Source organism: Pseudomonas sp. WHRI 8519 (assembly GCF_040224055.2).
Classification (GTDB): domain Bacteria; phylum Pseudomonadota; class Gammaproteobacteria; order Pseudomonadales; family Pseudomonadaceae; genus Aquipseudomonas; species Aquipseudomonas putida_X.
The window spans coordinates 5,422,358-5,437,085 of record NZ_CP167996.1 but is presented as its reverse complement, the minus strand read 5'-3'; the positions used below and the strand labels follow the sequence as shown (position 1 = coordinate 5,437,085).

General features: G+C 65.6%; 15 protein-coding genes. 4 read left to right on the top strand and 11 right to left on the bottom strand.

Annotated elements, in window-relative coordinates:
• Positions 1 to 29: 29 nt before the first annotated feature.
• The 10 genes from ABRP30_RS24875 to cbiE form a co-directional block, all read right to left on the bottom strand.
• Entirely contained in the window at positions 30 to 1,394 is a 1,365-nt protein-coding gene (locus ABRP30_RS24875; protein ID WP_349976268.1) for a PepSY domain-containing protein, read from the bottom strand.
• A 56-nt stretch (positions 1,395 to 1,450) separates the two neighbouring features.
• Positions 1,451 to 3,517: a TonB-dependent copper receptor gene (locus tag ABRP30_RS24870; protein WP_349976267.1), complete on the bottom strand. Its 2,067-nt coding sequence runs from the start codon at positions 3,515 to 3,517 to the stop codon at positions 1,451 to 1,453.
• 64 nt (positions 3,518 to 3,581) lie between these two features.
• Positions 3,582 to 4,013 carry a DUF2946 domain-containing protein gene (locus ABRP30_RS24865; RefSeq protein WP_267819038.1) on the bottom strand — a complete coding sequence of 144 codons (432 nt, stop codon included), beginning with the start codon at positions 4,011 to 4,013 and terminating at the stop codon, positions 3,582 to 3,584.
• Positions 4,014 to 4,039: 26 nt separating this feature from the next.
• Entirely contained in the window at positions 4,040 to 4,519 is a 480-nt protein-coding gene (locus ABRP30_RS24860; protein ID WP_267819036.1) for a copper chaperone PCu(A)C, read from the bottom strand.
• Positions 4,520 to 4,567: 48 nt separating this feature from the next.
• Entirely contained in the window at positions 4,568 to 4,957 is a 390-nt protein-coding gene (locus ABRP30_RS24855; RefSeq protein ID WP_241806199.1) for a DUF2946 domain-containing protein, read from the bottom strand.
• 137 nt (positions 4,958 to 5,094) lie between these two features.
• Complete coding sequence (locus ABRP30_RS24850) at positions 5,095 to 5,949, bottom strand: SPFH domain-containing protein (RefSeq protein ID WP_241806198.1); 855 nt, start codon at positions 5,947 to 5,949, stop codon at positions 5,095 to 5,097.
• 24 nt (positions 5,950 to 5,973) lie between these two features.
• The gene (locus ABRP30_RS24845) at positions 5,974 to 6,411 is read right to left on the bottom strand and encodes an NfeD family protein (RefSeq protein ID WP_241806197.1); all 438 of its coding nucleotides are present in this window, start codon (positions 6,409 to 6,411) and stop codon (positions 5,974 to 5,976) included.
• 109 nt (positions 6,412 to 6,520) lie between these two features.
• Positions 6,521 to 7,243: a cobalt-precorrin-6A reductase gene (locus ABRP30_RS24840; protein ID WP_349976266.1), complete on the bottom strand. Its 723-nt coding sequence runs from the start codon at positions 7,241 to 7,243 to the stop codon at positions 6,521 to 6,523.
• Complete coding sequence (locus ABRP30_RS24835; RefSeq protein WP_267819031.1) at positions 7,240 to 8,334, bottom strand: cobalt-precorrin-5B (C(1))-methyltransferase; 1,095 nt, start codon at positions 8,332 to 8,334, stop codon at positions 7,240 to 7,242. Before ABRP30_RS24835 ends, ABRP30_RS24840 begins: the two co-directional genes overlap by 4 nt.
• On the bottom strand, positions 8,327 to 9,538 hold the full coding sequence (gene cbiE, locus ABRP30_RS24830) for a precorrin-6y C5,15-methyltransferase (decarboxylating) subunit CbiE (protein ID WP_267819029.1): 1,212 nt from the start codon (positions 9,536 to 9,538) through the stop codon (positions 8,327 to 8,329). Before cbiE ends, ABRP30_RS24835 begins: the two co-directional genes overlap by 8 nt.
• Positions 9,539 to 9,714: 176 nt before the next feature.
• Between cbiE and cobG the strand changes: the two genes are divergently transcribed.
• Genes cobG through cobJ form a run of 4 tightly spaced genes read left to right on the top strand, consistent with a single transcriptional unit; the run spans position 9,715 to position 14,090 of the window.
• Positions 9,715 to 11,046 carry a precorrin-3B synthase gene (gene cobG, locus ABRP30_RS24825; protein ID WP_349976265.1) on the top strand — a complete coding sequence of 444 codons (1,332 nt, stop codon included), beginning with the start codon at positions 9,715 to 9,717 and terminating at the stop codon, positions 11,044 to 11,046.
• Complete coding sequence (locus tag ABRP30_RS24820) at positions 11,039 to 11,665, top strand: precorrin-8X methylmutase (RefSeq protein WP_267819025.1); 627 nt, start codon at positions 11,039 to 11,041, stop codon at positions 11,663 to 11,665. Before cobG ends, ABRP30_RS24820 begins: the two co-directional genes overlap by 8 nt.
• Positions 11,665 to 12,396 (top strand): precorrin-2 C(20)-methyltransferase, encoded by a 732-nt coding sequence (locus tag ABRP30_RS24815; protein WP_241806191.1) that lies wholly within the window; start codon positions 11,665 to 11,667, stop codon positions 12,394 to 12,396. Before ABRP30_RS24820 ends, ABRP30_RS24815 begins: the two co-directional genes overlap by 1 nt.
• Positions 12,397 to 12,398: 2 nt before the next feature.
• Complete coding sequence (cobJ, locus tag ABRP30_RS24810) at positions 12,399 to 14,090, top strand: precorrin-3B C(17)-methyltransferase (RefSeq protein ID WP_349976264.1); 1,692 nt, start codon at positions 12,399 to 12,401, stop codon at positions 14,088 to 14,090.
• A 9-nt stretch (positions 14,091 to 14,099) separates the two neighbouring features.
• On the opposite strand, the gene ABRP30_RS24805 is transcribed toward cobJ, so the two are convergent.
• On the bottom strand, positions 14,100 to 14,696 hold the full coding sequence (locus tag ABRP30_RS24805; RefSeq protein WP_349976263.1) for a MarC family protein: 597 nt from the start codon (positions 14,694 to 14,696) through the stop codon (positions 14,100 to 14,102).
• Positions 14,697 to 14,728 lie beyond the last annotated feature (32 nt).

The following is a 14,728-nucleotide window of genomic DNA, read 5'->3' as shown; positions in this document are numbered from 1 at the left end:
GCAGGGGCTGCTGTGCAGCCCCAATGGCCTCAGGTGCTGGCCAGCACCTTGCGCCGTACCACCAGGCTGTCCACCACCCACATCACCACCATCGACACCCCAACCAGCGGGAAGATCACGCCTAGCACCACCATCACCCCTACCGCCGCCTTCCAGCGCGGCAGGTCATGGCGTAGCGCCGGCACCCCCAGGCCGCCGCTCGGCCGGCGCTTCCACCACATCACCAGCCCGCTCACCGAACCGAGCAGGATCATCAGGCACACCAGCAGAATGATGATCTGGTTCAGCGGGCCGAACATCTTGCCCTCGTGCAGCATCACGCCCACCTCGGTCGCGCGGGCCACCGGGCTGTAGTCCTGCCAGCGCACGTCGGCCAGTACCTTGCCGGTGTACTGGTCAACATGCAGGGTGGCATCGTTGCGCGGGTCGTCGGCGAACACGGCGATGGTGAATACGCCGTCGGCAGTGGTCGGCACGGTGATGCTGTAGCCGGGTTCCACATGGCGCGCGGTGGCGAGGTCCTGAACCTGCTGCAGGCTCACCAGAGGTGCCGCTGGCCTGTTCGACATCATGTGGTGCCCGGCATGTTCGGCGTGTGCGCCAGACTGCGGCATCGGCGTGTTTTCCATGGCCCAGGGTACCGTCTGGCGGTGGGCGCTGTTCAGTTCACCGGCCTGTTGATCGGACTTGGGCACGTCATTCCACATCGCTGCCGGGAAGCGGTTCCACAGGTCGGCGTACTGTTTGCCCCACAGGCCGGTCCAGGTCATGCCGCTGAGCAGCATCAGCAGCAACAGGGCCGAACCCCAGAAGCCGCTGACCGCGTGCAGGTCGCGCCAGAGCAGCCGCCCCCGTGCTGACAACCGTGGCCACAGCACGCCACCGCCGCTGCGCCCGCGCGGCCACCACAGGTACAGGCCGGACACCACCAGCACAATGCCCCAGCCGGCTGCCAGTTCCACCAGGCGGTCACCGAGCGTGCCGACCATCAGCTCGCCATGCAGGGCTCGGGCGACTGCCTGCAGGTTCTGCTTGGCATCCTGCTCGCCGAGGATCTTGCCGCTATACGGGTTGACGAACACATTCAGTTCGCGCCCGCCGTCATGTACCACGAATTGCGCGCTGCGCCCGGCATCGATGGGTGGCAGATACTGGGCCACATGGCCTTTGGGGTAAGCCTGGCGCACTTCGGCCAGCATCAGGTCGGCGCGCTGGCGGTGATGGCCGGCCTCGACCACCATCAGGTCACGGTACAGCAGTGGGTCCAGTTGCGGTTTGAACAGGTAGATGATCCCGGTAATAGCCAGCAGGATCATGAACGGGGCGACGAACAGCCCCGCGTAGAAGTGCCAACGCCAGGCCAGGTTGTAGAAGGAAACGCGTGTTCCGCTCATGGGAACCTCCTGTTTGACCAGCTGAGGGGCGCAGCCAGCAGCCGCGCCCGTTGTTGTCAGAAGCTGAAATCGACCTTGGTCCAGAACGTCCGGCCGGGCTCGTTGACCGGCTGTGGATCGGAAGCCGGGTAGCCGAACCCGGCGTTGCCGGCCAGGTTAAGGTGCTCGGAATAGGCCTTGTCGAACAGGTTGTCGACGCCTGCACTGAACTTGAGGTTGTGGTTCACCTTGTAGGCGCCATTGAGCGAGAACACGCCGAACCCGGCGCTTTTTTCGTAGTCCTTGCCGACCACATTGCCCTGGTTCTCGGCGATGCGGTTCTGTGCAGCCACCAGCCGCCACAAGGCCCCGGCGCTCCAGGTGTCGCGGCTGTAGGTCAGGCCCATGCGGCTTTCCAGGGGTGGCATTTGTGGCAGTGCCTTGCCGTCACTGCTGTTCTTGCCCCAGGCGTAGGCCAGGGTCGCATCGGCCTTCCAGGTTTCTGTCAGCTTGTAGGCGGCGCCCAGTTCTCCCCCCATGATGCGGGCATCGATGTTCTGCGCCTGGGAGGTGCTCATGCCCATCATGCCGTTACGGTAGTCGAACAGGATGTAGTCGCGGATCTGCCCGACATAACCCGAAGCCCAGGCTTCAAGACGCTCGTCGCGATACTGGATGCCGAAGTCGAGCTGGGTGGTCTTTTCTGGCTTGATGCCGTCGAAGGCGTTGGCTGCGCCAGGGGGCGCCAGTTGGGGCGAGAACAACTCCCAGTAGTCGGGGAAGCGCTGGGCATGGCCAAGGCCAATGTAAGTGGTGGCCGGCACCGCCGCGAGGTCGTGTTCATAACGCACGAAACCGCTGGGTAGCGTGTCGGCGCGGGTATCACCTTCGGTCGCGCTGCCAGCCCGGAAATCGCGGGCAGAGGCGCGATCGAGGCGGGCGCCGGTGATCAGCCGGTCAACCCCTGTGGCGAACCAGGTCAGTTCGCCAAAGGCCCCGTAGTTATGGAAGTCGGCGTCCTTGGTCCAGGGCTGGCCCTTGTGCGCATCAACGCCCATGCCACCGCGCTCGCGATGTTCGTTGGTCTGCGCGTCGATGCCACTGATCAGTTGCACGTCGGCCCAGCGCCAGGTGGCCTTGATGCGCGCGCCCAAGGTGCGGCGGTCGACATTGCTGACCATGGGCATACCCATCATGCCACTGCCTGATGGGGTGCGCAGGCTGTAGTTGTCCATCACGTGGTCGGCGTAGTTGTAGTAGACCTGCGCCTCGACCTTGTCGAGCACCTCGCCGAGGTTGGACTTTTCAAAGCGCAGGCCCAGGCTTTCGCGCTTGAACTGCGAGCCGTCCATGCCACGGCCGGCATAGCGGGCCTCGCCGTCACCCTTACCGGCGGTGAGTTCGAGCAGGGTGTCCTGATCGGGTGTCCAGCCCAGGGTCACATCGCCGTTCCATTTGTCCCAGCGCGAGGGCACGGTGTCGCCGTTGCCGTCGTGGTAGTCGTCCGAGCGCGACTGGTTGCCGACGAAGCGCGCATAGGCCTGGCTGTTGCCTGCGGCGGCGTCGAGCACCTGGTCGAAGCGGCCGTTGGAACCGGCCAGCAGGCTGGCGTTGATCCGGCTACCGAGGGTGCCGAATTTTTCCGGTTCACGTTCGAAGAGAATGGTCCCGGCAGAACCACCGGGGCCCCAGATCACGCTTTGCGGGCCTTTGATCACGGTAAGGCGGTCATAGGTTTCCGGGGCGATGTAAGAGGTCGGTGCGTCCATGCGGTTGGGGCAGGCACCGAGCATCACACCGCCATTGGTGAGGATATTCAGGCGCGAACCGAACATGCCGCGCAGCACCGGGTCACCATTGGTGCCACCGGCGCGGATGGCTGAAAAGCCAGGGATCGTCTTGAGGTAATCGGCGCCATCGCTGGCCGGCACGGGCTGGCGCGGGTCTTTGGGGTTGGTGACAACGGTCAAAGGCGAGCTGGGCGCAATGGCGGTGATCACCGTCGGGCTCAGCTCTGGCGGCGCTTGCTCGTGCGTTTCATGGCCAGGTTCGGCGGCCAGGGCCATGGGTGCGAGCAGCGAACCGCACAATACGGCGAACGTCCCTCGCAGATAGGGGGAGAATACAGGGGTGCAGCCTGACATAGTGATTCCAGTCGATCAGTCATGGGTGGGCGCGGAGCCTCCAGGCTCCGTGCGGCAGCAGGGGTCAGACGCTGATCGAGGACGGTGGCGCGCGGCTGCGCGCACCGGGAAATATGGCCTGTCGGGCATGGCCTTGGAGGGGGGCGGCAGGGAGCAGGGCGACGGGCAGGGCGTGCCCGGCAACAAGTGGGCTGAAGGTTTGCGGCAAGGCAGGGCAGTTGAACAACAGGCTGCAGTAGCCGCATTTTTCCCACATCACATGCAGTTGGCCATCGTCGCCGTGGCCGTGATGCGAATTGCTGGCGTGACTGTGCTCCGAGGACAGCGCCATGCCCATCGGCATGCTCATGCCCGCGTGATGATCCATCGGCATCGACTGGGAAATCAGCGGGCCGATAAAGATCATCCACATGGCGAACAGGCTCAGCCAACCGCCACCGATGCGCCTGCGTTCAGGGCCGGTGGTAGGGCTGTGTCCGTTGCGTGGCAGGCTCATGAAAGCGAGCGCCAGTCAGCGAAGGGTCAGTGCGCGTGTTCGTGTGGCTGGTCTGCCGGGGGCTGCTTCTGCACGGCCACCTCGACCGTGATGTCACCGGCCTTCTCGAAATGCAGGGTCAGCGGGAAGCGCTTGCCGTCGCTGAGCAGGCTGCGGTCCTTGGGCTGCATCAGCATCACATGGTAGGCGCTGGGGGCGAAGACTACGTCCTTGCCCGCTGGCACCACTACATCAGGCACCTGCTGCATCTTCATTGCGCCGTTGGCACTCATCACGTGTTCGTGCAGCTGTGCGTCAGCGGTGATCGGGCTGTCTACGCTGAGCAGGCGGTCATCGACCTTGCTGTTGTTGTGCACGATGAAGTAGGCCGCCACATTGGGCGCGTTCGGCGGCAGTTGCAGCGACCAGGGGTGGGCGATATGCAGCTCGCCCACCGTGTATTCATGGGCGTTGGCGAAAGCGCCGGGCAGCAGCAGTGCGGCCACGATGAGAGCTTGCTTGAGCATGGTGTAGGTCTCCGTTCTGTTCAGGTTCAGGTAAACAGCGTGATGAACTCAGACCAGGGGAGAGGCGCGGGGATTGAGCGCGGGCCAGAGCTGGCGCGGCGTCATTTGGTAATCGGCGGGCGGTGGCGCATGCGCAGCCGCCAACGCGGGTGGGTTGTGCAGTTGTGGCGGATAACCTGGCAGGGCCAGCAACGGCGTGGCACCCGAACAGCACCAGCAGTGCTGCATGTTCGAGTGATCGTCGCTTTGCGTGCCGAGGTCGATCTTGGCCAGAGCCTGAACGTCTACCTTGGCCTTACCAACCGCGCTGGAACAGAAAGCCCCCCACAGCAGCTGCTCGGCCGGGCCCTTGGGCGCGGCAGAGGACAGCGGCATGGCCAGCAGGTTGAACAGCACTGCGAGGCAGGCTATCCAGGCGATGTGCCGACGTGGGGGCATGGAGAGATCCGGTCAGGAATCGTGGTGGGTATTGTACGGCGCAGTATAGGTAAAAATGATGGGGTGCGGTGAAGTGACGCAGGCGGGTAGATGGGCTGCTGTGTAGCCCATCGCCGGCCATGAAGCTACTCCAGCCATCAAGCCTTGTTACGGCCCATCAAGCCACGCACGGTCTCTTGCAAATCAGCTGGCAGCACCACCACTTTTGCATTGTTGCTGCTCGCCAGGTTCTCCATGGCGCCGACATATCGCTCACCCAGCAAGTACATGGCGGGTACCGTCTCAGTGCCCACCGCCTCTTTGACCAGCGAAATCGCCTTCGCCGAAGCCTCGGCAAGGTTGATTTGCGCTTCGGCATCGAGCTTGGCCGACTGCAGGCGCGCCTGGGCCTCGAGAATGGCGGCCTGCTTGGCACCTTCGGCACGGGTCACGTCGGCTTTACGTTCACGTTCGGCCGCGGCCTGGCGCTCCATGGCCAGCTGCATGTTCTGCGATGGCTTTATGTCCTGGATTTCTACCGAACGGACGGTCACACCCCAGTCTTCGGTCTGTTCGGACATGGCCTCTCGCAGGCGTGCCTTGATCTGCTCGCGGCTGGACAGCGCTTCGTCCAGGTCCATGGCGCCGACGATGGCGCGCAGCGATGTCATGGTCAGGCTGGTGACGGCGAACGAGAAATTCTGCACGCCATAGGAGGCCTTCTGCGGGTCGACCACCTTGGCGAAGCACAAAGCATTGGCGACGATCACCGCGTTGTCGCGCGTGATGATTTCCTGCTCCTGCACGTCGAGGATGATGTCCTTGGTCGGCAGGCGGTAGGCGACCACGTCCATGAACGGGATGACGATGTTCAGGCCAGGCTTGAGCGTGCTGTGGTAGCGCCCCAGGCGCTCGACGATCCACTCCTCCCCCTGGGGTACGATGCGTACGCCCTTGAAGACAGTGATCAGGACGAAAACGGCGAGCGTGCCGACGACGATGAGGCTGGTCATGATGCGAACTTCCTTTTAATGCGGTTAGGCCCGGATGACCCGGGCAGTATTGCCTTCGATGGCGACAAGACGTACACGCTCGCCTGACGGGATATCGCTGTCGGCGACGCAGACCCATTCCTCGTTGCCCAATATCGGTTTCTGAAACCGCACACGGCCTTTCTGGAATTGCGAAACGCTGCTGATCAGCAGCCCCACTTCGCCGATCACGCTGTCGGCCGTCCAGCGCACATCCGGCTGCTTGCGCCGGAACAGCTTGAACCAGAGTGCGGTGGTGACCGAGGAGAACAGCACCCACGCCAGTACCTGCATATCCAGTTGCAGGGTGGGGGCGGCGAGCGAGATGAGTGACACCAGCACGGCACCGATGCCGAACCAGATGATGAAGAACGTGGGCAGGATCAGTTCGAGCAGGATCAGCGCGATGCCGAAGACAAGCCAGATCCACCATTGCATTTCCATATGGTTGACGCCTTCCGGGGGAGAGCGGCGAGTTTACGCCAGCGCAGCGGCCCATGGCCATTCGGCAGCCAGCGGAAAACGCTGAAGCGGTTGTAGGACTCGAAGCGACCTACGCAAGATCCAGTGTTGAAAGCAGCTGCGCGACTGACGCCAGCTCCAGGTCCACGGGCGGCAGCGCTGGGCGTTTCAGGATGAGCACCGGAATGCCAAGTTCCCGCGCCACCTCAAGCTTGGGCTCGGTCGCAACGCTGCCGCTGTTCTTGCTGACCAGCACATCAATAGCGCGCCGGGCGAACAGCATTCGCTCATCGTCAAGGTGAAACGGCCCCCGCGCACCGATCACTTCGCAGCGATCGTTACCCGGGCAGGCCTGTAACGCCCTCAGGGTCCAGAACTGCTCTGGCGGAATCTCATCCAGATGCTGCAGCGGCTCGCGCCCCAAGGTGAACAACGGCCGACGGAATGGCTTGAGTGCATGGATCAGCCCCGCCCAGTCCTCCACCTCGCGCCAGTCGTCACCGGGCTGGGCCTGCCATGCCGGGCGACGCAAGGCCCAGCACGGGATGCCCACGGCGCGTGCGGCGACGGCGGCATTGCGGCTGATCTGCGCGGCATAGGGGTGGGTGGCGTCTATCAGCAACGTGATACCCGCCTCGCGCAGGTAGGCGGCCAGGCCTTCAGCCCCGCCATAGCCGCCGACCCGCACCTGGCAGGCCAGACCTTCCGGCACCCGGCCGATGCCCGCCAGGCTGTAGACATGCTGCGGCCCAAGCCGGCGGGCGATGGCCAGTGCCTCGGTGACACCGCCGAGCAGCAGGATGCGCCGGTTCATTGCACACCTGCCTTGCCGACGATGCCGCCCTGGCGGTCGATGGCGAACACTTCCACCTGCACCTGTGCAGGCACCACGCTGCGGGCGAACGCCAGGGCGTGCTCGCAAACCGCATCGCCCAGGGCTATGCCGGCGGCGTGCGCCAGCGCCAAGGCTTGCTGGCTGGTGTTGGCTGCCCTGATCGCGGCCTGCAGGTCGGCATCGGCGCCGATGTCTGCGGCCCAGCCGGCCAGTTGCGGCAGGTCGATGCTCGAGTGGCGGCTGTGCAGGTCCATGTGCCCGGCAGCCAGCTTGCTGATCTTGCCAAACCCACCGCACAGTGAAAGGCGTGGCACCGGCACCTTGCGCAGGTGCTTGAGCACCGCGCCGACAAAGTCGCCCATCTCGATCAAGGCAATTTCCGGCAGGCCGTACACGCGGCGCATGGTGTCTTCGCTGGCATTGCCGGTGCAGGCAGCGATGTGGGTATAGCCATTGGTGTGGGCGACATCGATGCCCTGGTGGATGGAGGCGATGTAGGCCGCGCAGGAGAAGGGCCGCACGATGCCGCTGGTACCGAGAATCGACAACCCGCCGAGGATGCCCAGGCGCGGGTTCATGGTCTTGAGCGCCAACTGCTCGCCGCCCGCTACGTTGACCGTGACTTCGAAGCCGCCGCGATAGGCGCAGTCGTTGGCCAGTTGCTGCAGGTGTTCGCTGATCATGCGCCGCGGTACCGGGTTGATCGCCGGCTCGCCCACGGCGAGTACCAGGCCGGGGCGGGTGACGGTACCGACACCCACCCCAGCGACAAAGCGTATGCCCGGCGCTTGCTGTAAACGCACTTGGCTGTAGAGCAGCGCGCCATGGGTGACATCGGGATCGTCGCCGGCGTCCTTGAGTGTGCCAGCTTCGGCGTGCTCGCCCTCGCGGCGGCAGAATTCCAGGCGCATCTGTACCACCTTGCCCTTGGGCAGGGTGATGCTCACGGCGTCAGCGCACACACCGGTCAACAGCAGGCGCGCTGCCGCCAGGCTGGTGGCCGTGGCGCAGCTGCCGGTGGTCAGGCCGCTGCGCAGCGGCGCAGGTTGTTCGCGGGTTTCTTCACGCATCGAGGGGCTTCACCACGTCGAGCAACGTGATCGGCAAGGCCTGGCGCCAAGTGTCGAAGGCGCCCAATGGCTGGGCCTGGGCGACATGGATGCGCGTCAGTTCACCGCCATGCAGTTGGCGAAAGTGCGCCAGTGCCAGTTCGCTTTGCAGTGTCACGGCATTGGCCACCAATCGCCCCCCTGGGCGCAGCCGCTCCCAGCACAACGGCAGCACGCCTTCCCGGGTGACGCCGCCGCCGATGAAGATCGCATCCGGGCGCTCCAGCTCGGCCAAGGCCTGCGGTGCCTTGCCGCGCACCAGTTGCAGGCCGGGGACACCCAGGGCATCACGGTTGTACTCGATGAAGCCCTGGCGGCCCTCGTCGGCTTCGATTGCCAGTGTTCGGCAGGCCGGGTGGGCGCGCATCCACTCGATGCCGATCGAGCCACAGCCTGCGCCCACGTCCCACAGCAACTCGCCTGGCTGCGGGGCCAGGCGGGCCAGGGTGATGGCGCGTACGTCACGTTTGGTCAGCTGGCCGTCGTGCCGGAACGCATCGTCCGGCAGGCCGGCCGTGGGTGAGCGACGCGGAGCGTCGGCCGTGGCCTGGCACTCGATGGCAACCAGGTTCAGCGCGGCCACCTGGGGCTGGGCCCAATCATCGGCGATGCCCGCCAGGTGGCGTTCGGCAGGGCCGCCGAGGTGCTCGAAAACCTGCAGGCGGCTCGGCCCGAAACCGCGCTCGCGCAGCAGGGCGGCGATGGCTGCAGGGCTGTCACCGTCGTTGCTCAGCACCAGCAAGCGCATTCCGCTGTAAAGGTGGGCGTTGAGAGCGGCCAGGGGGCGTGCGACCACAGACACCACCTGCACGTCCTGCAGCGGCCAGCCAAGACGGGCGGCGGCCAGGGCGCAGGACGAGGGCATCGACAGCACCTGCAGCTCTTGGGCCGGCACCTGCCGCGCCAGGCTGGCGCCGACGCCGTAGAACATCGGGTCACCGCTGGCGAGCACGCACACCTGCTCACCGCGCCGGGCCAGTACCGGGGCGAGCGAGAACGGGCTCGGCCAACCCTCTCGGGCGGCGCTCACGCAGCGCGGTAGCAGGGCCAGCTGACGTGGGCTGCCGATGATCCGCGAAGCGCCGAGCAGGGCGCGCCGGGCTTGCTTGCCCAGCCCACTGAAGCCGTCTTCGCCGATGCCAATTACTGTCAGCCAGGGTGTCATGTGTTTCCGATCCGCCATTTTTTTGGGGGCGCGTTGCCCCCCTCAGCCGGCAAAGGGGGCGACGCGGTGATGAATTTCTGTTCAATCGCCAGCGATGCTCGACCACCGGCTTTTCATGCCGCCGGACAAAGCAGGCATAATACCGCGCCTTCTACACTCAAGCGCATTTTCAGCGATTGCCGGACGCCCCTTTGAAGCAGGTCCATACCCCACCCGTGTCGCCCCGTCCCTCGGCTTGCCCGGGGTTGTGGCGCATCGTCAGCGCCCTGGATGGCGGGATCTGCCGGATCAAGCTGCCCGGTGGGCTGTTGCTGGCCGATCAGGCCGATGCCGTGGCGGCGGCTGCCGAGCGCTTCGCCGGTGGCGTGATCGAGGCGACCAACCGCGGCAACCTGCAGATCCGTGGCATTGGCGATGATCACGCCGGCCTGATCGAAAGCCTGCTGGCAGCAGGCCTGGGCCCCCGCGATGCTGCCAGTGACGATGTGCGCAACCTGATGCTCAGCCCTTTGGCCGGGCATGACCCCATGATGGTGCTGGATGTTCGCCCCCTGGCCGAACACATCCTCGACCTGCTGCAAGGCACACCGCGCTTTCATCAGTTATCGGCCAAGTTCGCCCTGCAACTGGACGGCGGCGAAGGCCTGGCGATGCTCGAGCACCCGCACGATCTATGGCTTTGCGCATTGCGGCTCGAACAACGCACCTGGCTGGCGTTCGGCCTGGCCGGCTGCCCGGCTGACGGCCAGGTGCTGGGTGCGGTGCCGGTAGAGCAGGGGCTGGCGCTGGTGCGTGCAGTGCTTGAGCGCTTTCTCGATCTGGCCAGCCCGGAGCAGGCGCGCATGCGCCAGTTGCTGGAAAACTGCTCAGTGGAGCGGTTCATCGCGGGGCTGGGGCTGGAAATCCGCCGGGATGATGCCGTGCTCGCGTGGCGCCGCCCAGCGAGCCACCGCTCATGGCTCGGCGCCGTTCAGCAGCAGCAAGGCATGGCCCTGGGCATTGCCCCGCCGCTTGGCAGGCTCAACGCCGACATGCTGCGCGGTGCGGCGCGCATCGCCCGTGAACACGGCGATGGCAGCCTGCGCCTGAGCCCCTGGCAAAGCCTGATGCTGACCTCTATCGCTGGCACGCGCATCGCTGCGGCGCAACGTGAGCTTTCGGCCCTTGGCTGGCTGTGCCACAGCCATGAGCCCCTGGCCCGCCTGGTTGCCTGCACCGGCGCCAGCGGCTGCGCCAAGGCGCACGGCGATACCAAGGCCGATGCCGTGGCCCTGGCCGCCCTGTTGCCTGCGGGCGCGCCTGCCAGTGTGCACCTGTCGGGTTGCCCCCGATCCTGCGCCGTGGCCCATGTCGCCCCGGCCACGCTGCTGGCCCGCTCGCCGGGCCGCTATGACCTCTATTTGCGTGACGCGCGCCTGCCGGGCTTCGGCGCCCTGCGCGCCGCCAACCTCACCTTGAACGAAGCAGGCGCCATGCTCGACCTGCCGACGGAGCACCTTGATGATTGATTACATCCGCGATGGTCAGGAGATCTATCGCAATTCTTTCCGGATCATCCGTGAGGAGGCCCGGCTCGAGCGGATCCCCGCGGACCTTGAGAAACTCGCCGTTCGTGTGATCCATGCCTGCGGCATGGTCGAGGCCATCGACGGCCTGCAGTTCTCCGAAGGTGCAGGCCGCGCCGGGCGCGAGGCCCTGGCCAACGGCGCGCCGATCCTATGCGATGCGCACATGGTCGCCGAAGGTATCACCCGTGCACGTCTGCCCGCTGACAACAAAGTGATCTGCACCCTGCGCGACCCGAGTGTCCCAGCCTTGGCCAAAGATGCCGGCAATACCCGCTCGGCGGTGGCCCTGGAACTGTGGCGGCCCTACCTGGAGGGCAGCGTGGTGGTGATCGGCAACGCACCGACCGCACTGTTCTACTTGCTGGAAATGATCGATGCAGGTGCACCCAAGCCTGCGCTGATCCTCGGCTTCCCGGTTGGCTTCGTCGGTGCGGCGGAGTCCAAGGCCATGCTTGCCGCAGATAGCCGAGGGGTACCCTTCGTGATCATGCAGGGCCGCCTGGGCGGTAGCGCGATGGCGGCGGCGGCGGTCAATGCCCTCGCCACGGAGGTGGAATGATGGCGCCGCGTGGACGTCTGCTGGGCCTGGGCGTAGGCCCTGGCGACCCTGAGCTGATCACCCTCAAGGCCCTGCGCTTGCTACGCGAGGCCCCGGTGGTCGCCTACTTCGTGGCCAAGGGCAAGCGTGGCAATGCCTTCGGCATCATCGAGTCGCACCTGCAGCCAGCGCAAACGCTGCTGCCGTTGGTCTATCCGGTGACCACCGAGGCGTTGCCGGCACCGTTGTCCTACGAGCAGGTCATCAGCGATTTCTATGACGAAGCCAGCGTGCAAGTGGCCGAGCACCTCGATGCTGGCCGCGATGTGGCGGTGATCTGCGAAGGCGACCCGTTCTTTTACGGCTCCTACATGTACCTGCATGACCGTCTGGCGCAGCGCTATGACGCGCAAGTGATCCCTGGCGTCTGCTCGATGCTGGGCGGCGCCTCGGTACTGGGGGCCCCTTTGGTCTACCGTAACCAGAGCCTGTCGGTGCTGTCGGGGGTGCTGCCGGCCGAAGAGCTCAAGCGGCGCCTGGCCGACGCCGACGCGGCGGTAATCATGAAGCTGGGCCGCAACTTCCCCAAGGTGCGGCAGGTGCTGGGCGAACTGGGCCTGGACAGCCGAGCGCTGTACGTGGAACGGGCGACCATGGCCAATCAGAAAATCGTCGCGCTGGACCAGGTGGACCCACAGTCATCACCGTACTTCTCGCTGATCATCGTGCCGGGTGAAAAATGGCAGGGATGAGCATGCACAAGGCACCGGCGATCATCGTGCTCGGCGCTGGCAGCGTAGCCACCGCGCGGCGCATTCAGCAGCGGTATCCACAGGCAACGCTGCACGGCCTGAGTGGTCGGGTCGACCTGGCCGACCAGTATTACGAAAACTTTGGCGACACGTTGCGCGACCTCTACCGGCAAGACACGCCGATCATTGCCCTGTGTGCGGCGGGTATCGTCATCCGTAGCCTGGCCAGCCTGCTCAGCGAGAAAGGCGCGGAGCCGCCGGTGCTGGCGGTGGCCGAGGACGGCAGTGCGGTAGTGCCGCTGCTGGGCGGGCTGAGCGGCGTCAACCTCATGGCCCGGGAGATCGCTGAAGCGCTGGGCGTGGCCCCGGCGATCACCACCAGTGGCGAGCTGCGTTTCGGCACCTGCCTGCTGAACCCACCCGAAGGCTACGCCCTGGCGGACATCGAACAGGGCAAGCGTTTCGTTTCCGATCTGCTGGCGGGCGAAGCCGCACGCATCGAGGGCGATGCGCCGTGGCTGGCTCAGGCCCAATTGCCAACCAGTGAAGCTGCCCAGCGCACCATTCATGTGGGATGCACTGCGCGCCCGGCCAGCCGTGACGAGTTGCTGATCCGCCCCCGTTCGGTGGTGGTTGCGGTGGATGCGGGCGGCGCTGATCTGGTCGAACGCGTCAATGATGCCCTGCGTGAAGCGGGCATCGCCGAGCAGTCACTGGCGTGCCTGCTGGCCGCCGAACAGGCCATGGCCGAACCGTCCTTGCTGGCAGCGGCCGAGACGCTGGGTGTCGCACTGCGTTTTGCGGCCAAAGAAAGCACGCTTGTCAGCATGGCCGCCGCAGCACTGCCGGATGCGCGCCTGATCGAGCAGGCGGGCTTGGTCATTGCGCTGGCATCGGCACCAGTCAAGGTCAACCAGCTGGGCCGCAAGCGTGGCCGCCTGGCCGTCATCGGCCTTGGCCCTGGCGCCGCCGAGCTGATGGTGCCGGCGGTCAAAGCCGAGCTGGCAGGCGCCGAGGACATTCTCGGTTACGAAACCTACGTGCGCATGGCCGGGCCGTTCCGCGACGATCAGGTGCAACATTGCACCGACAACCGCGAAGAGATGCAGCGCGCGCGTCATGCTTTCGAGCTTGCCGCCCAGGGGCGCTCGGTGGTGGTGGTGTCGTCGGGTGACCCGGGGGTCTTCGCCATGGCCGCAGCCGTGCTGGAAGCGCTGCACGGGTCCTCTGACCCCGCCTGGCATCGCGTCGATCTGCAGATCCTGCCGGGGGTTTCGGCCTCGCTGGCCACCGCCGCTCAAGCGGGCGCGCCGCTGGGGCATGACTTCTGCGTGATGTCGCTATCGGACAATCTCAAACCGTGGTCGACCATCGAACATCGGCTGGGCCTGGCAGCCCAGGCCGACCTGGTGCTTGCCTTCTACAACCCGATCTCGCGTTCGCGCCCCTGGCAGCTTGGCCGCGCGCTGGAAATCGTGCGCCAGCACCGGGATGGCGATACACCCGTAGTGCTGGGGCGTGACATCGGCAGGCCGGGGCAGACGCTCAAGGTGGTCACCCTCGCCGAGTTGATGCCTGAGATGGTCGACATGCGTACCATGGTGCTGGTTGGCTCTTCCACTACCTGCACCTTTGCCCGTGCCGAGGGTGGGCAGTGGGTCTATACCCCGCGTTGGTACCCTGTTGCGCCGTAAGTGGCGGGGCTAGCCGACCAGGTAGCCCCTGATGCCGGTGAAGATGATCTGCGCCGCCAAGGCGCAGACGAACAGCCCCATCAGGCGGCTGACGATCTGCAGGCCTTGCTCACCGAGAAGGCGCTCGATGCCGTGCGACAGATAAAGCACCAGGCCCACGGTGAAGCTGGCCAGCGCGATACTGACGATGGCCAGTAACTTGTCGTCCCAGTGCGGCTGGCTGACGCCCATCACCAGCAGCGCGCCGATGGTGCCCGGGCCTACGGTGAGCGGGATCGTCAGCGGTACGATGGTCACGTCCTGCTGCACGTTGTCGGCCTGCACGGCCGGTTTGCCCTGGGCCATCCCCAATGCCGAGATGAACAGCACGCTGCCGGCGCCGATGCGGAAGGCATCGGCCGTGATGCCGAAAATGCCGAAGATCGCCCGCCCGAACAGGTACAGCAACACACTGGCCACCAATGCGGCGAACGCAACCTTCCAGGCCAGCTGCTTGCGCTCCTTGCTGGAGTGGCCACGGGTCAGGCTGATGAAGCACGACAGCACGAAAAACGGGCTGTAGAGCACCAGCATCTTCAGGTAGACACTGAACAACTCGTGAAGCATGAGGGTGAGTCCTTTGTCGGAGCGGCCTGGTG